Origin of the sequence: Streptomyces sp. NBC_01808 (assembly GCF_035917395.1) — a bacterium.
GTDB lineage: Bacteria > Actinomycetota > Actinomycetes > Streptomycetales > Streptomycetaceae > Streptomyces.
On the sequence record NZ_CP109072.1, the window covers coordinates 1,803,764 to 1,821,651 of the forward strand.

The 17,888-nt window shown below is 73.4% G+C and carries 19 protein-coding genes; 8 read left to right on the forward strand and 11 right to left on the reverse strand.

Features of this window, described 5'->3' with window-relative positions; translation table 11 throughout:
• Window positions 1-31: 31 nt before the first annotated feature.
• Genes OG946_RS07605 through hisD form a run of 4 tightly spaced genes read right to left on the reverse strand, consistent with a single transcriptional unit; the run spans window position 32 to window position 3,232 of the window.
• Window positions 32-196, reverse strand: a complete 165-nt coding sequence (locus tag OG946_RS07605; RefSeq protein ID WP_047015248.1) for a hypothetical protein — start codon at window positions 194-196, stop codon at window positions 32-34.
• Complete coding sequence (hisB, locus tag OG946_RS07610; RefSeq protein ID WP_047015249.1) at window positions 196-789, reverse strand: imidazoleglycerol-phosphate dehydratase HisB; 594 nt, start codon at window positions 787-789, stop codon at window positions 196-198. The genes OG946_RS07605 and hisB overlap by 1 nt, the downstream gene beginning before the upstream one ends.
• On the reverse strand, window positions 786-1,892 hold the full coding sequence (locus OG946_RS07615; RefSeq protein ID WP_326795368.1) for a histidinol-phosphate transaminase: 1,107 nt from the start codon (window positions 1,890-1,892) through the stop codon (window positions 786-788). The genes hisB and OG946_RS07615 overlap by 4 nt, the downstream gene beginning before the upstream one ends.
• Complete coding sequence (gene hisD, locus OG946_RS07620; protein ID WP_326795369.1) at window positions 1,889-3,232, reverse strand: histidinol dehydrogenase; 1,344 nt, start codon at window positions 3,230-3,232, stop codon at window positions 1,889-1,891. Before hisD ends, OG946_RS07615 begins: the two co-directional genes overlap by 4 nt.
• Window positions 3,233-3,393: 161 nt before the next feature.
• Between hisD and OG946_RS07625 the strand changes: the two genes are divergently transcribed.
• The 6 genes from OG946_RS07625 (at window position 3,394) to OG946_RS07650 (ending at window position 9,336) form a co-directional block, all read left to right on the forward strand.
• Window positions 3,394-4,995 (forward strand): oxidoreductase, encoded by a 1,602-nt coding sequence (locus tag OG946_RS07625; RefSeq protein ID WP_326795370.1) that lies wholly within the window; start codon window positions 3,394-3,396, stop codon window positions 4,993-4,995.
• Between the two features lie 30 nt (window positions 4,996-5,025).
• Window positions 5,026-5,763: an LON peptidase substrate-binding domain-containing protein gene (locus tag OG946_RS07630; RefSeq protein ID WP_326795371.1), complete on the forward strand. Its 738-nt coding sequence runs from the start codon at window positions 5,026-5,028 to the stop codon at window positions 5,761-5,763.
• A 17-nt stretch (window positions 5,764-5,780) separates the two neighbouring features.
• Window positions 5,781-6,278: a Cys-tRNA(Pro) deacylase gene (ybaK, locus tag OG946_RS07635; protein WP_101425045.1), complete on the forward strand. Its 498-nt coding sequence runs from the start codon at window positions 5,781-5,783 to the stop codon at window positions 6,276-6,278.
• 312 nt (window positions 6,279-6,590) lie between these two features.
• Entirely contained in the window at window positions 6,591-7,598 is a 1,008-nt protein-coding gene (locus OG946_RS07640; RefSeq protein ID WP_326800181.1) for an ABC transporter ATP-binding protein, read from the forward strand.
• 113 nt (window positions 7,599-7,711) lie between these two features.
• Window positions 7,712-8,569 carry an ABC transporter permease gene (locus tag OG946_RS07645; RefSeq protein ID WP_442814286.1) on the forward strand — a complete coding sequence of 286 codons (858 nt, stop codon included), beginning with the start codon at window positions 7,712-7,714 and terminating at the stop codon, window positions 8,567-8,569.
• Window positions 8,570-8,646: 77 nt separating this feature from the next.
• Window positions 8,647-9,336: a hypothetical protein gene (locus OG946_RS07650; RefSeq protein WP_326795373.1), complete on the forward strand. Its 690-nt coding sequence runs from the start codon at window positions 8,647-8,649 to the stop codon at window positions 9,334-9,336.
• 108 nt (window positions 9,337-9,444) lie between these two features.
• Here OG946_RS07650 and OG946_RS07655 read toward each other — a convergent pair whose 3' ends face one another.
• From OG946_RS07655 to OG946_RS07665, 3 genes are all read right to left on the reverse strand, one after another.
• Window positions 9,445-10,362, reverse strand: a complete 918-nt coding sequence (locus OG946_RS07655; RefSeq protein WP_326795374.1) for a DeoR/GlpR family DNA-binding transcription regulator — start codon at window positions 10,360-10,362, stop codon at window positions 9,445-9,447.
• Window positions 10,363-10,466: 104 nt separating this feature from the next.
• Complete coding sequence (gene pdxA, locus OG946_RS07660; protein ID WP_326795375.1) at window positions 10,467-11,519, reverse strand: 4-hydroxythreonine-4-phosphate dehydrogenase PdxA; 1,053 nt, start codon at window positions 11,517-11,519, stop codon at window positions 10,467-10,469.
• Window positions 11,520-11,567: 48 nt separating this feature from the next.
• Window positions 11,568-11,822, reverse strand: a complete 255-nt coding sequence (locus OG946_RS07665; protein ID WP_326795376.1) for a hypothetical protein — start codon at window positions 11,820-11,822, stop codon at window positions 11,568-11,570.
• A 224-nt stretch (window positions 11,823-12,046) separates the two neighbouring features.
• On the opposite strand from OG946_RS07665, the gene OG946_RS07670 reads away from it, so the two are divergent.
• Window positions 12,047-13,063: an aldo/keto reductase gene (locus tag OG946_RS07670; RefSeq protein WP_326795377.1), complete on the forward strand. Its 1,017-nt coding sequence runs from the start codon at window positions 12,047-12,049 to the stop codon at window positions 13,061-13,063.
• Window positions 13,064-13,123: 60 nt separating this feature from the next.
• The gene (locus OG946_RS07675; RefSeq protein ID WP_326795378.1) at window positions 13,124-13,906 is read left to right on the forward strand and encodes an HpcH/HpaI aldolase family protein; all 783 of its coding nucleotides are present in this window, start codon (window positions 13,124-13,126) and stop codon (window positions 13,904-13,906) included.
• Window positions 13,907-13,975: 69 nt separating this feature from the next.
• Here OG946_RS07675 and OG946_RS07680 read toward each other — a convergent pair whose 3' ends face one another.
• From OG946_RS07680 to OG946_RS07695, 4 genes are read right to left on the reverse strand one after another with little or no spacing between them, the layout of a single operon-like run.
• Complete coding sequence (locus OG946_RS07680; protein ID WP_326795379.1) at window positions 13,976-15,199, reverse strand: sialidase family protein; 1,224 nt, start codon at window positions 15,197-15,199, stop codon at window positions 13,976-13,978.
• A 14-nt stretch (window positions 15,200-15,213) separates the two neighbouring features.
• Entirely contained in the window at window positions 15,214-16,068 is an 855-nt protein-coding gene (locus OG946_RS07685) for an ABC transporter ATP-binding protein (RefSeq protein ID WP_326795380.1), read from the reverse strand.
• A complete protein-coding gene (locus OG946_RS07690) occupies window positions 16,061-16,951 on the reverse strand; it encodes an ABC transporter ATP-binding protein (protein ID WP_326795381.1) in 891 nt (296 codons plus the stop codon). Before OG946_RS07690 ends, OG946_RS07685 begins: the two co-directional genes overlap by 8 nt.
• Window positions 16,948-17,886 (reverse strand): ABC transporter permease, encoded by a 939-nt coding sequence (locus tag OG946_RS07695; protein ID WP_326795382.1) that lies wholly within the window; start codon window positions 17,884-17,886, stop codon window positions 16,948-16,950. The genes OG946_RS07690 and OG946_RS07695 overlap by 4 nt, the downstream gene beginning before the upstream one ends.
• Window positions 17,887-17,888 lie beyond the last annotated feature (2 nt).

A 17,888-nucleotide genomic window follows, 5' to 3' on the forward strand; every position in this document is an offset into this window, starting at 1 on the left:
GCGGCGGGAGCGGTGGACGCGGCGCGGTCGGTCAACCCCACACCCCCAGCCGCAGGACGCCCGCGGCGAGCGCCATCGCGGCGCCGATGGCGAGCACGGCGATCACGTTCTTCGACTGGCCCTGCTTGACGAAGGAGATGACGCCGCCGAGCAGGAAGAGCCCCACGAAGATCAGCAGTATCGACAGGCCGTTCATTACAGCGCGCCCTTGGTCGACGGGATACCGGTCTGCCGCGGATCGATCTCCGCCGCGTAGCGCAGGGCGCGGGCGAGCGCCTTGAACTGGCACTCGACGATGTGGTGCGCGTTGCGCCCGTACGGCACGTGGACGTGCAGCGCGATCTGCGCCTGGGCGACGAACGACTCCAGGATGTGCCGGGTCATCGTCGTGTCGTAGTCCGCGCCGATCATCGGGGCCATGCCCTCGGGCTCGGTGTGCACCAGGTACGGGCGGCCGGACAGGTCGACGGTGACCTGGGCCAGCGACTCGTCCAGCGGCACGGAGGCGTCGGCGAACCGCACGATGCCGCGCTTGTCGCCGAGGGCCTGCCGGAAGGCGGCGCCCAGGGCCAGCGCGGTGTCCTCCATGGTGTGGTGGCTGTCGATGTGCAGGTCGCCGTCGGTCTTGACGGTGAGGTCGAAGAGGCCGTGGCGGCCCAACTGGTCGAGCATGTGGTCGAAGAAGCCGACGCCCGTCGACACTGAGACCTCGCCGCGGCCGTCGAGGTTCAGCTCGACGACGACCGAGGTCTCCTTCGTGGTGCGCTCGACGCGGCCCACGCGGGTCATGAGTTGCTCTCCTTCTTCAGCGCGCGCACCGCATCGAGGAACGCGTCGTTCTCCTCCGGTGTGCCTGCGCTGACGCGCAGGAAGCCGGGCACGCCGTTGTCACGGACCAGCACGCCCGCGTCCAGCAGCCGCTCCCATGCCGCGTGCGCGTCCGGGAAGCGGCCGAACTGGACGAAGTTGGCGTCGGACTCGGTGACCTCGCAGCCGAGCGCGGTCAGCTCCGACACCAGCCGGTCCCGCTCCTGCTTGAGCTGTTCGACGTACTGGAGCAGGGTATCGGTGTGCTCCAGGGCGGCGAGCGCGGTGGCCTGGGTGACGGCGGACAGGTGGTACGGCAGCCGGACGAGCTGGACCGCGTCGACCACGGCGGGGTCGGCGGCGAGATAGCCCAGCCGCAGGCCGGCGGCGCCGAACGCCTTGGACATCGTGCGGGTGAGGACCAGCCGCGGGCGGCCCTCGATCAGCGGCAGCAGCGACGGGCGGTGGCTGAACTCGCCGTACGCCTCGTCCACCACGACCATCGAGGGGCCCGCCGCCTGCGCGGCCTCGTACAGCCGCAGGACGGTCTCGCGGTCCACGGCGGTGCCGGTGGGGTTGTTCGGCGAGCAGACGAACACCACGTCGGGGCGGTGCTCGGCGATGGCGCGCACGGCGGCGTCGGCGTCGATGGTGAAGTCGTCGCGCCGCGGGCCCGAGAGCCAACCGGTGCCGGTGCCGCGGGAGATGAGCGCGTGCATCGAGTACGACGGCTCGAAGCCGATGGCGGTGCGGCCGGGGCCGCCGAAGGTCTGCAGCAGTTGCTGGATGACCTCGTTGGACCCGTTGGCCGCCCACACCTGGGCGGTGGTCACCTCGTGACCCGCGGTGCGCGACAGGTAGCGCGCCAGCTCGGTGCGCAGCTCGACCGCGTCCCGGTCGGGGTAGCGGTTGAGGTGGCGGGCGGCCTCCGTGACGCGCTCGGCGATGCGCCTGACCAGCGGCTCGGGCAGCGGGTAGGGGTTCTCATTGGTGTTCAGCCGGACGGGCACGTCGAGCTGGGGCGCGCCGTACGGGGACTTGCCGCGCAGTTCGTCGCGGACGGGCAGGTCGTCGATCGCGGTCACGGCTGCGGCACCTTCCATCCGAAACGGGCCTTCAGCGCGGCGCCGTGGGCGGGCAGGTCCTCGGCCTCCGCGAGGTTCACCACGTGCGCGGTGACCTCGGCGAGGGCGTCGCGCGTGTAGTCCACGACGTGGATGCCCTTGAGGAAGGACTGCACGGACAGGCCCGAGGAGTGGCAGGCGCAGCCGCCGGTGGGCAGCACGTGGTTGGAGCCGGCGCAGTAGTCCCCCAGCGAGACCGGGGCGTACGGGCCGACGAAGATCGCGCCGGCGTTGCGCACCCGGGCGGCGAGCGCGGCGGCGTCGGCGGTCTGGATCTCCAAGTGCTCGGCGGCGTAGGCGTCGACGACGCGCAGGCCGGCCTCCAGGTCGTCCACGAGCACGATGCCGGACTGCCGGCCGCCCAGCGCGGCGGTGATCCGCTCGACGTGCCGGGTCGCGGCCACCTGCGTCTTCAGCTCGGCCTCGACCGCCTCTGCCAGCCGCTCCGAGGGCGTGACCAGCACGGCGGCGGCCAGCTCGTCGTGCTCGGCCTGGCTGATGAGGTCCGCGGCGACGTGCGCGGGGTCCGCGGTGTCGTCGGCGAGGACGGCGATCTCGGTGGGGCCGGCCTCGGCGTCGATGCCGATACGGCCCTTCAACAGGCGCTTGGCGGCGGCCACATACACGTTCCCCGGGCCGGTGACCAGGTTGACGGGGGCGCACTCGTCCGTGCCGTACGCGAACATGGCGACGGCCTGGGCGCCTCCCGCCGCGTACACCTCGTCCACGCCGAGCAGGGCGCAGGCGGCCAGGATCGTCGGGTGCGGCAGTCCCGCACCCCACGAGTTCGGCACGTCCTTCTGCGGGGGCGAGGAGACGGCGAGCGACGGCACGCCCGCCTCCTGGGCCGGCACCACGTTCATGACGACGGAGGACGGATACACGGCCTGGCCGCCCGGCACGTACAGCCCGACGCGGGCGACCGGGAGCCAGCGCTCCGTGACCGTCCCGCCGGGGACGACCCGCACCGCGGTGTCGGCGCGGCGCTGCTCGCGGTGGACGATGCGGGCGCGGCGGATCGACTCCTCCAGCGCGGCGCGCACCTTCGGGTCCAGCTCGGCCAGCGCGCGCCGGAGCGCCTCCGCGGGCACCCGCAGCCGCTCCAGCGTCACTCCGTCGAAACGCTCTGTGATCTCGATCACCGCCGCGGTGCCGCGATGCCGGACGTCCTCGCACAGCGGGCGCACCTTCTCCAGGGCGGCCTCGACGTCGAGCTCGGCACGGGGCAGCAGGTCGCGGTCGATGCCGCCGCCTGCGTCGGAAGCGGCGGCGGAGCCACGCAGATCAATTCGGGAGATCACGCGTCCAAGTCTCTCAGACGGCCCAGGGCCGCGGCCCGGTTGTCCACAGGCTGGACCGCAAAATCGTCACTGTCAGTACCTGGTACTAGCGTTCAGTGTGCCGCCCCGAGGGGAATCAGAGCCGTACGGGACGGACGCGGGCAGACCAGGGGAGCGTGTCGTTGACCGCTGCACAGCACGACCGGGCGGAGCCGCCCGAGGACCTTTCGGCGACGGAGCGGGGGCTGTGGGATGCCTTCCAGGAAGGAGCGACATACGATCTGCGTTCGCGCGATCCCGGGCAGAACGACCCGGCGGGGCTGCACATCTGGGGGCCGGAGCGCAGCGTGCGCGCCTCCTTACTCGCCCGGCTCCTGCTGCACGGCCCGCCGGCCCGTCCCGGCCGCGTCTCGTCGCTGAAGCTGGCCGGGGCGTACGTCACGGGCACGCTCGACCTCTCCGGCGGCAGCGTCGAGCCGTACGTGGAGCTGCGCAACTGCCGCTTCGAGAACGAGATGCTGCTGCCCGAGTGCTCCTTCGCCACGCTGCGCCTGGTGGAGTGCTCGGTCCCGCGGCTGGAGGCCGCCCGGCTGACCACCAGCGGCGACATGCACATGCCCCGCTGCACGGTGGACGGCGGCATCCGGCTCACCGACGCCCACATAGGCACGGACCTGCTGCTCAGCCAGCTCACCGTCGGCCGTGACCGGCGCGGTGTGGCCGTCGCCGCCGACGGCATCACCGTCGGCCAGGACCTCCAGGCCGACCTGCTGCAGGCGCACGGCGAGCTGCGGATGCGCGGCGCGACCGTCGGCGTCTCGCTGAACCTGAGCGGCAGCGTCCTGCGCAACCCGTACGGCAAGCGCGCGCTCAACGCGCCGCAGCTCACCGTCGAGCGCTCGCTGCACATGGGCCCGGCGGCGGTTCCCGAGGCCGCGACGGGCGGGGCCACGCCCCCGTACGGCATCAGCGGCCACACCCCGCCGCGGGGCACGCGGATGCAGCGCTTCGAGTGCCACGGCGGGCTGCGCCTGGACGACGGCCGCTTCGGCGACTCCATCGACCTGGACGGCGCGCGCTTCGTGATGGATCCGGAGCAGGAGATGTCCCTGCGCCGGATCCAGACGCCCGAGCTGCGCTTCATGGGCCGCGAGCCGGAGGGCGGCAGGGTGGTGCTCTCCGGCGCCCGGGTGGTCAACCTCCGCGACAAGTACACGAGCTGGCCGGGACCCGGCCGGCTGGCGATGGCCGGGTTCTTCTACGAGCACCTCATACCCGTCGGCGCCTTCCCGCTGGTGCACCGGCTGGAGTGGGTGGAGGCCGCCACCCCGGAGTTCTCCCCCGAGCCGTACGAGCTGCTGGCCGCCGTCCTGCGCAACACCGGAGAGGACCACGAGGCCCGCGAGGTCATGCTCGCCAAGCACCGCCGCCAGCGCGAGACGCTGCCGGTGACCGGCAAGGCGTGGGGCCTGCTGCAGGACTGGACGGTCGCGTACGGCTACCGCCCCACCCGCGCCGTGGTGTGGATGGCGGTGATCTGGGCGGTCGGCTCGCTGTACTTCGCGCAGCAGGAGCCGCGCGCGCTGCGCCCCGGCGAGGGCCCCGAGTGGAGCCCGCCGCTCTACGTGCTCGATCTGCTGCTGCCCGTCATAGACCTGGGCCAGGACAACGCCTGGCATCAGTCGGGGCATTACCAGTGGACGGCCACCGTGCTCGTGCTCGCCGGATGGGTGCTCGCCACCACGGTGGCGGCCGGCGTCTCCCGTGCGCTGCGCCGCCAGTGAGGTACCGGCCGGGACCGTTAGGATCCGCCTGTGACCACCGCACGCCTGCCCCTCTTCCCGCTGAACGCGGTGCTGTTCCCGGGCCTCGTCATGCCCTTGAACGTGTTCGAGGAGCGGTACCGGGCGATGATGCGCGACCTGCGCAAGCTGCCCGAGGCGGAGCGGCGGTTCGGCGTGGTGGCGATCCGGGACGGCCGCGAGGTCGCGCCCACGGGTCCGGGACTGCCGGACCAGACCGCGCTGCCCGAGCGCGGCCCCGCGGCGGGCTTCGGCGCCGACCCGATGCAGGCGTTCTACGGCGTCGGCTGCGTCGCGGACGCGGCGACGATCCGGGAGAAGGACAGCGGCGGGTACGAGGTGCTGGTCACCGGCACCCGCAGGTTCCGGCTGCTGTCGGTGGACGCCTCGGGCGAGTATCTGACCGGTGAGGTCGAGGCGCTGCCGGAGCAGTCGGGCGAGGGCGCGGGCGTGCTGTCCGCGGCGGTCGTACGGGCCTTCAGGACGTACCAGAAGAGGCTGGCCGGCGCCCGCGAACGCTCGCTCGGCGCGGCCACGGAGCTGCCGGACGAGCCGTCGGTGCTGTCGTATCTCGTCGCCGCGGCCGCCGTGCTGGACACCCCGTCGAAGCAGCAGCTCCTCCAGGCCAGGGACACCGCCTCGCGGCTGTCGGCGGAGCTGAAAATCCTGCGGCGCGAGAGCGCGGTGCTGGGTAAGCTCCCGTCGCTGCCCGCGGTCGACCTGACGCGGCACCCGACGAGCCCCAACTGACCCCGGTTCCCTTCCCCATGGCCAAGAAGAAGCAGGCCGGATCCACCCCGGCCACGGTGGCGCTGACCAAGGCCGGCGCCGAGTTCACCGTCCACGCGTACGCCCACGACCCCGCCGCCGCGTCGTACGGCGAGGAGGCGGCGGAGGCGCTCGGCGTCGATCCGGGCCAGGTCTTCAAGACCCTGGTCGCCGAGGTCGACGGCGCGCTGACCGTCGCGATCGTGCCGGTCTCGGGCGCGCTGGACCTCAAGGCGCTGGCCGCGGCGGCCGGCGGCAAGAAGGCCGTGATGGCGGATCCGGCGCACGCCGAGCGCACCACGGGCTACGTCCGCGGCGGCATCTCCCCGCTGGGCCAGCGCAAGCGGCTGCCGACGGTGCTGGACTCCTCGGCCGCGGGGCGGCCGACGGTCTGCGTCTCCGCGGGCCGGCGCGGCCTTGAGGTGGAGCTGTCACCGACGGTGCTGGCGGAGCTGACGGGCGCGGTCGTGGCGCCCATCGCGCGCGACGGCCGCTGACGCGGCGCCGGGCGAGCCGGATACCCGCCGGGCGGACCGGATCTCCGCTGCTCGGGCCGGGTCCCGTCAGGCGGGCCTGCGGCCGTGGTTGGCCCTGCCCTTGCGGGTACGCCACTTGCGCTTGCGCGTCTTCTTCGACATGTCCAGGTCATACCGGAGTGCACGGAATCCGTCCAGGCTCCGCGCAGCCCTCCCCCCGGCGGGCGGGCCGTCCGGCACCGCGTACCCTCGTAGTTCGTGAGTACGCGCAGCGAAGCGGCGGGTCCTGCCGCGGCCGGGACCGCCACCCCGCCGGGCGCGGTGGTGTGTGCCGTGCGCGCGCTCGTGAAGACCTATCCCGCGCCCCGCGAGAGACGCCGGCGGCGCAGGGCGGCCCACGGGGACGCCGAGCGGCCCGCGTCCCCCGTCTCCCCCGCCGGTCCCGTACGGGCCTGCGACGGCGTCGGGCTCGACATCCACGCCGGCGAGATCTTCGGCCTCCTCGGCCCCAACGGCGCCGGCAAGTCCACCCTCGTACGCCAGCTCACCGGCCTGCTGCGGCCCGACTCCGGCAGCATCGAGCTGTTCGGCCACGACCTCGTACGCCGCCCGGAACTGGCCGCGCGGCTGCTGGCGTACCTCGGCCAGGAGTCCACGGCGCTGGACGACCTGACGGTGGCGCTGGCCGCCGAGACCACCGCCCGGCTGCGCGGCCTGCCCGCGGCCGCGGCCCGCGCGGAACGCGACGCCGTGCTCGGCGAACTCGGCCTCGACCGCCTCGCCGACCGCCCGCTGCGCCGGCTCTCCGGCGGCGAGCGGCGGCTGGCGTGCGTGGCGGCGGCGCTGGTCGGCGAGCGCCCGCTGCTGGTGCTGGACGAGCCGACCACGGCGATGGACCCGGTGGCCCGCCGCGCGGTGTGGGCGGCGATCGACCGGCGCCGGGCCGAGCGGGGCGCGACCGTACTGCTCGTCACGCACAACGTCATCGAGGCCGAGACCGTGCTCGACCGGGTCGCGGTGCTCGACCGCGGCCGGGTCATCGCCTGCGACTCCCCCGCCGGGCTGAAGGCCCTGGTGGGCGGGGAGGTCCGGGTGGACCTGGTCTGGCGCGACGAGCCGCCGCTCGGCCTGCCGCAGATCGCGGAGCTGGCCCGCACCGCCCGCCGCACGGGCCGCCGCTGGACGCTGCGGCTGCCGGAGGACGCGGCGCGCGCCGCGGTCGCGGCGGTCACGGGCGGTCCCGCGTTCGCCGCGCTGGACGACTTCACGCTGACGACGCCGAGCCTGGAGGACGTGTACCTGGCCCTCGGCGGGCGGGACGAGGGACTGGTGAAGGCATGACGGACGGACACCTCGGCCTCGCGCAGGCCCCGCCCGACGGCTCGGGGCCCGCGGCTACGGGAGCGGCGGTTCCCGGGCCCGCCCCCGCGAACGGGACCGCAGGGGGGACCGCCATGCCGGACGGAACCGCCGAGGGCACCGGAGCCGCCGAGGCCGACGGAGCCGCCGTGGGCACCGGCAAGGGCTCCGCCCGGCCCGCCGCCTCCGTCCCGCTCGCGCCCCGCGTGCCGCTCCTCCCGGCCCTCGCCGCCGTCTACCGCGCCCAGCTCTCCCGCGCCAAGGTCGCCCGGCTGCCGCTGCTCTTCGTCGCCACCTTCCAGTCCATCGGGATCATGGTCCTGATGCGCGGCGTGGTCGACGCGGAGGCACGCAGCTCCGAGGCCCATGCGGTGGTCGCCGGGTCGACCGTGCTGATCGTGGCGTTCGTGGCGCTGAACCTGCTCGCCCAGTACTTCGGCCAGCTGCGCGCCACCGGCGGCCTCGACCACTACGCGACGCTCCCGGTGCCGCCCGCCGCGGTGGTGCTCGGCGCGGCCGGCGCGTACGCCTCGTTCACCGTGCCCGGCACGGTCGTCACGGCCGTGACCGGCAGCCTGCTCTTCGAGCTGCCGCTGACGCACCTGTGGATCCTCGTGGCCGTCGTACCGCTGTCCGGCGCCGCGCTGGCCGGGCTCGGGGCGGTGCTCGGGCTGCTGGCGCCGCGGCCCGAGCTGGCGACGCTCTGCGGCCAGCTCGGCATGTCGGCGGCACTGCTGCTCGGGGTGCTGCCCGCGGAGCGGATGCCGGGGCCGGTGTCCTTCGCACGCGACCTGCTGCCGTCCACGTACGGCGTGGAGGCGCTGATGGAGACCTTCGCGCCCGGCCCCGACTGGGCCGCGGTCCTCGTCGACCTGGGCGTTTGCGCCGGTGTCGGGGTGCCCGCGCTGGCGGCGGCGACGGGGGCGTACCGCCGGGCGGCGCTGCGCTCGTGAGGGCCGGCGGTCACGGCGACATTCCGAACGACCGTCCTGGCTACGGCGGGCACCCCCGGCCCTGGCACGATGACGGGGTGACAGCTCCCCTGACGCCGCACGAGCAACCCCCGCACGAGCAGCCGGGCCACAACCCCTGGCAGTACCCGCCCGCCTCCGGCGGTGGCACGCCGACGGGCGGGAAAGGCGGCCGGCAGTCCGGGACCGACGACGACACCGATCTCGCCGGGGAGCTGTGGCACGCGTTCCTGCTCATGGTGGGCGTGGCGGCACTGGGCCTGCTGCTGGGCTTCCTGTGGGAGCAGTTCGCGCCGCGGGTGCCGCTGGTGGTGCGCGGAGGCGATGCCTGGCTGAAGGAGAGCGAGAGCGAGGACGCCATCTCCATCGACGGCACCTTCGCGCTGCTGGGGCTGGCCTTCGGCGCGGTGACGGCGCTGGCGGTGTTCCTGTGGCGCCGCCGCGGCGGGCTGCCGCTGGTGCTGGGGCTGGCGCTGGGCTCGCTGATCGGGGCCGTGGTGGCCTGGCGGTTCGGCATCTGGCTGGGCCCGCCCGGGAACGTGGGGCAGCGGGCCAGGGAGATGAGCGACGGCAGCCGCTTCGACGCGCCGCTGGAGCTGAAGGCCAAGGGCGCGCTGCTGGCCTGGCCGGGGGCCGCGATGGCCGTGCACCTGGTGCTGACCGGGCTGTTCGGGCCGCGCGACCCGGAGCCGCAGGCGCCCCCGCCGCCGACGGGCGGCTGGCAGGGCTGGGGCTCGCCGACCACCTGAGGTGGGTGGGGGGTGCTCGTACGACGGCTTACGACGCCACTCGGCCGGCTCCGCGGCCGCGAGCCGGCAGTGCTTCGTCAGGTTCTTCGTCCCTCACGGCCTGACCGCTCACCCGGCGGCGCCCGCGTCGCGTCGCCGTGCACCCGCTTCTCCCCCTGCATCCGCCCGCTCCCGGGACTGCTGTCCCTCGGGGTGTCCGTGCCATGCCCCGTCCTCGCCCTCACGCCGTATACCCGGAGCGACCAAGACCTCGGCACCCTCCGCGCGCAGCCGGTCCACGGTGCTGCCGACGTCGTCCCGCTCCTCGGCCTCCGCGTCCGTGATCAATGTCCAGCCTGCCGGGAGCTGAGCCCAGGCGTGGAAGGGGCGGCGGCCGAGTTTGGCGGCGTGGGCGAGGACGTAGACGTGGTCGGCGCGGCGGGCCATCAGCTCTTTGAGGCGAGTCTGAGCGAGGTCGGCTTCGCAGACGCCGATGCCCGGTGCTATGCCGTCGGTACCGAGGAACACCCGGTCGAAGGTGAGGCGTTCCAGGGCGGCTTCGGCCAACGGGCCGACGAATCCCTGGCTCAGCGGGCGCAGATCGCCGCCGAGGCAGCGCAGGCGCACCCCCTCCGCATCGGTGAGTTCGTTGAGCGCGGTCAGGCCGGTGGTCGCCACGGTCAGGTCTTGCGCGGTGCGCAGTTCGTGGGCCAGGGCGCCGACAGTGGAGCCCGCGTCCAGGAGCAGGTGCTCGCCGGGTTCGACGAGTGCGGCAGCCGCCCGCGCGATGGCCTGCTTGGCCTCGTACGCCTCACCGATGCGCTGGCGCAGGGAAGCCTCGGGGTGTGCGGTGAGCGGCATGACGCCGCCGTATGTGCGGGCCAGGCGGCCCTCCGCGGTGAGCCGTGCCAGGTCGCGGCGGATGGTGGAGGGCGTGACGCGGAAGAGTTTGGACAGCTCGTCGACGCTGGCCAGGCCGGTGGTGGTGGCCAGATGCTCGATGCGTTCGCGGCGTTCGCGCGAGCCGATGGCGGGCGTGGACTGCATGGTGGGCCGGTGACTCCTTGGCTGGAGGAGAGGGGTGCCGGCGAGTGGACAGGGTGTCCCGAGCCGGTTCCCGTCGCTGGTGGGCTCGAAGCGGTGCGGCCGGGTCAGCCTACGGTGACCGTCGCCATCTCGGCCGCCTGACGCAGCGCCTCGACCATGCTGCCAGGCTCGGCGCGGCCGGTGCCTGCGATGTCGAAGGCGGTCCCGTGGTCGACGGAGGTGCGGATGACGGGGAGGCCGACGGTGAGGTTGACGCCCGCCTCGATGCCGAGGACCTTGACCGGGCCGTGGCCCTGGTCGTGGTACATGGCGACGATGAGGTCGTAGTCGCCTCGGGCGGCGAGGAAGAATGCGGTGTCGGCGGGCAGCGGGCCGCGCGCGTCGATGCCCTCGGCGCGGAGCTTCTTCAGGGCGGGATCGATCTTCTCGGCCTCTTCGCCGTAGCCGAACAGGCCGTTCTCGCCGGCATGCGGGTTGATGCCGCAGACTCCGATGGCAGGGTTCGCAACGCCGGCCCGGACCATCGCCTCGTGGCCGCGGCGCACGGTGCGCTCGACCAGACCTGGCTCGATCAGATTGATGGCGTCGATCAGGCCGATGTGCGTGGTGACGTGGATGACCTTGACCTTTTCGGTCGAGAGCATCATCGACACCTCCTCGGTGCCGGTGAGGTGGGCAAGGAGTTCGGTGTGCCCGGGGAAGACGTGCCCCGCGGAGTGCAGGGCCTCCTTGTTCAGGGGCGCGGTGCAGATGCCCTGGACGCGCTCGGCGAGGGCGAGTTCGGCCGCGGTGCGGATGTACTGGTAGGCGGCCTCGCCCGCGGTGGCCGAGCGTTCTCCCCAAGGCAGGCCGGCGGGAATGAGCCCGAGATCGATGACGTTGATGCGGCCCGGCGTGAACACGGCCTCCTCCGGGGCTTCGACGGTGACGATCTCGCAACCGGTGTCGCGGCCGAGGGCGCGGGCGGCCTCGTACAGCCGGCCGGCATCACCGATGATGACGGGACGGCACCGGCCGAGGGTCGCCTTGTCCAGTACCGCGGGAACGATGACCTCCGGGCCCACGCCGGCGGCATCACCCATCGTGACGGCGATGAGGGGAAGTTCGCGCCGGTCGGTGACAGCGGCGGAGGCGGTGGCGGTCGGGATGGTCGTCATGGTGAAGCTCCATTGACGTTGGTGAAGGTGCGGGGCGGCGGAGCGTCGTCAGGCAGGTGCCGGTCGGTAGCCGGCCGGGCGCAAGGAACGGGCGATGGTGACCAGGGAGTGCTCGTCGCCGCAGCTACCCGGGCGGGTGACGACCGTACGGCCGTCGGGGGCATGGGAGTTGACGGTGCCGTGGTGGATCTCGCCGACCCGGAGCAGGTGCGCGATCTGCGCAGCGGCGGTGGGTTCCGCGGTGCCGACCACGGTGAGAACCGGTGCGGGGCCGGTGCCGTCCACGGCTAGTCGAGCGAGCACAGCATCGGGCAGACTCCGCACGCCGCACGAAGGGCACGGTGCTGTGGCCACAACTTCCTCCTTGGGGAACGGTCGTGTCCGGCGCGTCCCGGGCAGATCATCGCACAGGTTGCGCGTTCCGCGCGATACCTCTTGCGCGTAGCGCGCATCCATGCGAGCGTTCCGAGCGCACCGCCCGGAGCAGCCGCGGTGCCCGCAGCGCCCCGTCACCGGAAGGACCCGCCGTGAGCACCGGCCCCGACACCCCTCGCTCCACCAGCCCGGCCTCCTCCGTCCGGCTCCCCGGCATTCCCGTCCCGCTGTCCCGGCTGGTTCTGGGCACCATGACGTTCGGCGACACCGCCGACAGGGCCACGGCCGCCGACATGCTGGACGTCGCGCTGGATGCGGGCGTGACCGGCGTCGACACCGCCAACGGTTACGCGGGCGGCGAGAGCGAGCGGATCCTGGCCGAACTGCTGCGGGGCCGCCGCGACCGGATCGTGCTGGGCACCAAGGTGGGCATCCCCCACCCCGACCAGGGCGAGCACGCCCCACTCTCCGCCGCCGGGCTGCGCGCCGGACTCGAAGGCAGCCTCAAGCGCCTCGGTACGGACCACGTCGACCTCTTCTACCTGCACCAGCCGGACCGCAGCACGCCGCTCACCGAGACCCTTGAGACGGTTGCCGAGTTCGTCCGCGAGGGCAAGGCCAGGGCGCTGGGCGTCTCCAACTACGCGGCCTGGCAGATCGCCGAGGTGACGCGGGTCGCGGACGAGGTGGGCGCACCGCGCCCTGTCGTCGCCCAGCAACTGCACAACCTGCTCGCCCGCCGGATCGAGGAGGAGTACTCCGCGTACGCGGAGTACTCCGGCGTGCGCACCATGGTCTACAACCCGCTCGGCGGCGGGCTGCTCACCGGTCGCCACCGCTTCGGCCAGGACCCGGCCGCCGGCCGCTTCGGCGACTCCAGGCTGGCCGCCATGTACAAGCAGCGGTACTGGAACGAGGAACTCTTCCGCGCCGTCGCCGACCTGCAGGCTCTTGCCGACACCGCCGGCATTCCGCTGACCGAGCTCGCCCTGCGCTGGCTTCTCGGCCGCGACTCCACGGACTTCCTTCTCCTCGGCGGCTCCCGCGCCGCACACCTGCGCGCCAACATCGCCGCCGCCCAGGCGGGGCCACTCGCCGCCGACCTGCTCACCGCCTGCGACGAGGTCGGCGCCCGGCTGCGCGGCCCGATGCCCGCGTACAACCGCTGACACACCGGCCGCCCCGACGCGCCGCCATCCGCACCCGCCTCATCTCGCTGGAGCCCTCTGATGACCACCGGTCGCACCCCCGCCGAGTTCACCGCCGCCCTGCGCGCCCGCGAAACCCTCCTCGGCTACTGGTCCCTCCTCGATTCCCCGGTAGCCGCCGAGCGCCTCGCCCTCCTCGGCTACGACTACCTCGCCTTCGACGCCCAGCACGGCCTGTTCGGCTACCAGGGCATGCTGCACAACCTTCTCGCCACCGACGTCAAGGGCTCGACGGCCGTCGGCGTGGTCCGCGTCGAGGCCAACGACCCGGTCTACATCGGCCGGGCACTCGACGCGGGCGCCACCGCCGTCATCGTCCCGCTCGTCGACACCGCGGCCGATGCCGCCGAGGCGGTGGCCGCCGCCCGCTACGCGCCGCACGGCAAGCGCTCCTACGGCCCGATGCGCGCCCAGCTACGCATCGGCCCGGATCCGGCCGACACGCACGGCGCCACCGCCGTCATCGCCATGATCGAGACCGCGGACGGCCTCGCGAACGTCGAGGAGATCTGCGCTACCCCCGGGCTCGACGGCATCTACGTCGGCCCTTCCGACCTGCGCCTCGCCCTCGGCGGCGCGACCTCCACCGACCCGTCCCTGAAGGCGGAGTTCGAGGCCGCGCTGGAGCGCATCCGCAAAGCCGCCGATACCGCCGGTATCGCCGCCGGCATCCACAACCCGGACGGTGCGAGTGCCGCCCGCCGCCTCGCGCAGGGCTTCACCTTCGCCTCCATCGCCTCCGACGTCATCCACCTCCAGCAGGCGGCTGCCGGTCACCTCGCTGCCGGCCGCGCGGAGGCATGAAGACCGGCGCCTCGCACGGTTACAGGCCCGGACGGGGATTCGGCGTCCGGGCCTGTACGCTGTCCGGCCTCACTCAAGCCTCGCCGCCTCCAGCCGGATGTGCCGGATCGCCCGCCGGTGGTGGGTGTAGGCGAGGTGGAGGGCGCCGTCGGGGGTCTGGGCGAGGGAGGGGTAGGACAGCTCGCGGTTGCGGCCCTCGCGGGAGTCGTTGGTCAGGCAGTAGCCGTCGCCGGTGACCAGGTCGTGGCGGTCCGGCCAGGTCAGGCCGGTGTCGTGGGAGAAGGAGAGGGTGAGCGGGGCGCGCGGGGCGCCCCAGAAGGCGTCGACCTCGGGGATCTCCCGGTCCGTCGCTCGGGCGGCGCGCTGCTCCGCGGCCCGCATCGCCTCCGCGTCGTCCTCGATCTCGTCGTAGAGGTTGGTGCGCCGGTCGGTCGCGTCCGCGGCTGAGGCGTGATTGTGTATCAGGGCCAGCCGGCCGTCGGCCAGGGCGCGGAACTGCACGGACGAGTTGTTGTTGGGTACCGGGGTGGGCTCCGGGGCCGTCCAGGTCTCGCCGTCGTCGGTCGACACCGAGCGGTACACGGCATCCGCCGAGCGTGAGCGGAAGAGGGCGAGAAGCGAACGGTCCGGCAACTGCTCGATGTTCATGTGGACCCGGCCGGTCGACCCGGGGACCGGCACCTCGCGCCAGCCGCGGCCCTCGTCGTCGCTGACCATGACGGCGCTGGTGTCGGCGCCGCCCGTCCACGGCCTGCCGGGCGGCGTGGTGCAGCGGAAGACGGGGAGCAGCCAGCGGCCGGAGTCCAGGACGACGAGGGGCTGGCGGATGAAGACGCCGCCGCGTTCGTCCGCCGGGAAGAGGGTGCGGGTGGGGCCCCAGGTGGCGCCGTTGTCGCGGCTGACGCGCATGCGGACCTCGGCGGTGTCCTGGTGACCGGCGAGCTGGGCGGTGTGCAGCAGCCACAGCTCGCCGCCGGGGGTGGGGACGAGGAGCGGGTTCTGTTCGGAGCGAGTGGCATCCTCGGAGACCTTGACCGGCACTGTCCACTCCTCGCCGGGTGCGGAGCCGGGGCCGTTGTAGCGGGAGAAATGGATGCTGATGTCCGGTACGCCCTCCTGGGTTCCGGCGAACCAGACACAGGTGAGCGAGCCGTCGGCCAGCACACACAGGCTGGCGGCGTGGGCCTGGACGGCGGGGGACGGAATCTCCGTATCGCGGCGGCCGGGGGACGGACGAGGATCCAGTGGTGCGGTGTCGGACACGGCGTTCCACCGTGCCGTGGTGCTGGCCATGGAAGGACGGCTCCTCATGAGGGGTCCGGTGCGGACAGGGCGGCGGTCGCCGCCGTCAGCACCGCGCGCGGCTTGATGCCACGGACGGCGTGCGGGTCGATCGCGGCGCGGCGCAGCGCGCGGGTGTACGGCTCGGCGGGAGAGGCGAGGACGTCGGCGGTACGGCCCGTCTCGACGACCCGGCCGTTGCGCAGGACGAGCAGGTCGGTGCTGAGGTCGCGGACGACGCCCAGGTTGTGCGCGATCACCAGGTAGGCGACGCCGGTCTCGGCCTGCAACTCCCGCAGCAGTTCGAGCACCTTGGCCTGGACGGAGACGTCCAGGGCGGAGGTGGCTTCGTCGCAGACGAGCAGGTCGGGGCGGGAGGCCAGCGCCCGGGCGATGCCGATGCGCTGGCGCTGCCCGCCGGAGAACTCCGGCGCCCGCCGGGTGGCGGCGGTGACGGGCAGGCCGACGCGGTCGAGGAGTCCGGCCGCCTGGCGTTCGCGTTCGCGGCGATCGCGGATGCCCGCGACCCGCAGGGGTTCGGCGACGATCTCGCCCGCGGTCAGGTGCGGGTCGAGCGAACCGTACGGGTCCTGGAAGACCATCTGGACCCGGCGGCGCAGCGGGCGCAGGCGGCGTTCCGGAAGCCGGGTGATGTCCGTACCGTCCAGCACAATCCGTCCGGAGGCGGGGGTGAGGAGCCGCACCAGAGCGCGGGCGATCGTCGACTTGCCCGAGCCCGACTCGCCGACGACGGCGAGGCTGCCGCCGTGCGGCACGGTGAAGGAGACCTGGTCGACGGCGCGGTACGGGCCGTTCGCGGTCGGGAACTCGACGACGAGGTCCTCGACCGCGAGCAGCGGTGTGTCGGTCGGTTCAGCCATGGGGGATCACCTTCGGGGTGGACTCAGCGGTTTCGGAGACGGTCCGCTCGTCCTCGTCCCAGGGCCCGAGCGCCGGTACGGCAGCGAGCAGGTCGCGCGTGTAAGACTCGGCGGGGGCGTCGACGATCTGCTGGGCCGTGCCGGACTCGACGAAGCGGCCGTCCTTCATCACGTGGATACGGTCGGAGACGATCCGGGCCACCCCGAGGTCATGCGTGATCATGAGGACGGCGACGCCGGTGCGCTCCTGCAGTTCCATCAGCAGGTCCAGGACACCTGCCTGGACGGTGGCGTCCAACGCCGAGGTCGGCTCGTCCGCGACGAGCAGTTCCGGCTCTGCGGCGAGCGCGATGGCGATCAGGACACGTTGCAGCATGCCGCCGGAGAACTCGTGCGGGTACGCCTTCCAGCGGCGTTCCGGCTCGGTGATGTGCACCTGCCGCATCAGCTCGATGCCGCGGGTCCTGGCCCCGGCCCGGCCGAGTGAGCGGTGACGCAGCCGGATCGCGTCGCCGAGCTGGCGCCCGACCGTGTGGACGGGGCTGAGCGCCGTCATCGGATCCTGCGGGATGAGCGAGACGGTGCGGCCGCGTACGGCCCGCGCCGCGTCCGGGTCGGCGACGGTGTCGCGGCCGGCGATCCTGGCGCTGCCGGAGAGGACGGCCAGCCCGTCCGGCAGCAGCCGCAGCACTGCCATGGCGGTGGTGGACTTGCCCGAGCCGGACTCCCCGATGAGGGTGACGGTCTCCCCGCGCGCGACGGTGAAGTCGACGCCGTCGACGGCCCGTACGATGCCGCGCTCGGTGACCAGCTCGACCTGCAGCCCGCGTACGTCGAGCAGAGGCGTGCCGTCCTTCGTGCCGTCTTTCGTACCGTCCTTCATGCCATGCCTCCCTCGGCCTTGGCCGCCTTCGTCCGGGACGCGCGGCCGCCGCCGTCCCGCAGTGCGTCCCCGAGCAGGTTCACCCCGACCACCAGCAGGGCGATGACCAGCCCCGGAAGGGTAATGAGCCACCAGGAGGTGGTGAGGTAGTCCTGGCCGTCGGAGATGATCCGGCCCCAGGTGGCGAACGGCCGCTCGGGGCCGGCGCCGAGGTAGCTCAGCGCACTCTCAAGGAGCACAGCCTGGGCGAGCAGCAGCAGGACGACCAGGCTCACCGGCCGGACCACGTTCGGCACCACGTGCCGGGCCAGGATCGTCAGCCTGCGCAGCCCGAGGACACGGGCCGCGGCAACGTACGGCTTCTCCCGCTCGACCAGCACCAACGACCTGGTCAGCCGGGCCACTTCCGGCCACTGGGCGACGGCGATGACGGCCGTGATGACGGTGACAGAAGAGCCGAACAACGCGACCACGAGAAGCAGCATCATCAGCAGCGGCAGCGCGAGCTGGGCCTCCAGGATGCGGGAGACGACGGCGTCCGGCCACCCCCCGAAGTACCCGGCGGCGGAACCGGCCGCGATACCGATCAGGCCGGACACGGCGACCGCGAGGAGCCCGACCGTCAGCGAGACCTGGCCGCCGTGCAGGACGCGGGAGAGCAGGTCGCGGCCGAGCTGGTCGGTGCCGAAGAGGTGACCGTCGGTGAGCGGGGGCAGGCGGCGGGAGCTGAGGTCCTGGTCGTTGGCGTCCGGCAGGGGGAGCAACTGGGCGAGGACGATCGGCAGCACGACGAGGGCCGTGCAGACCGAACCCGCCCACAGCTTGAGGCGGTTCGCCGAGCGGCGCCGGGTCGCGGTGGCGCGGGAAAGATCGCGGGCGGTGACGGCGCTCGGGCGGCTGCCGGGCCGGGCGGTGGGGATGTCGGCGGTGGTCATGA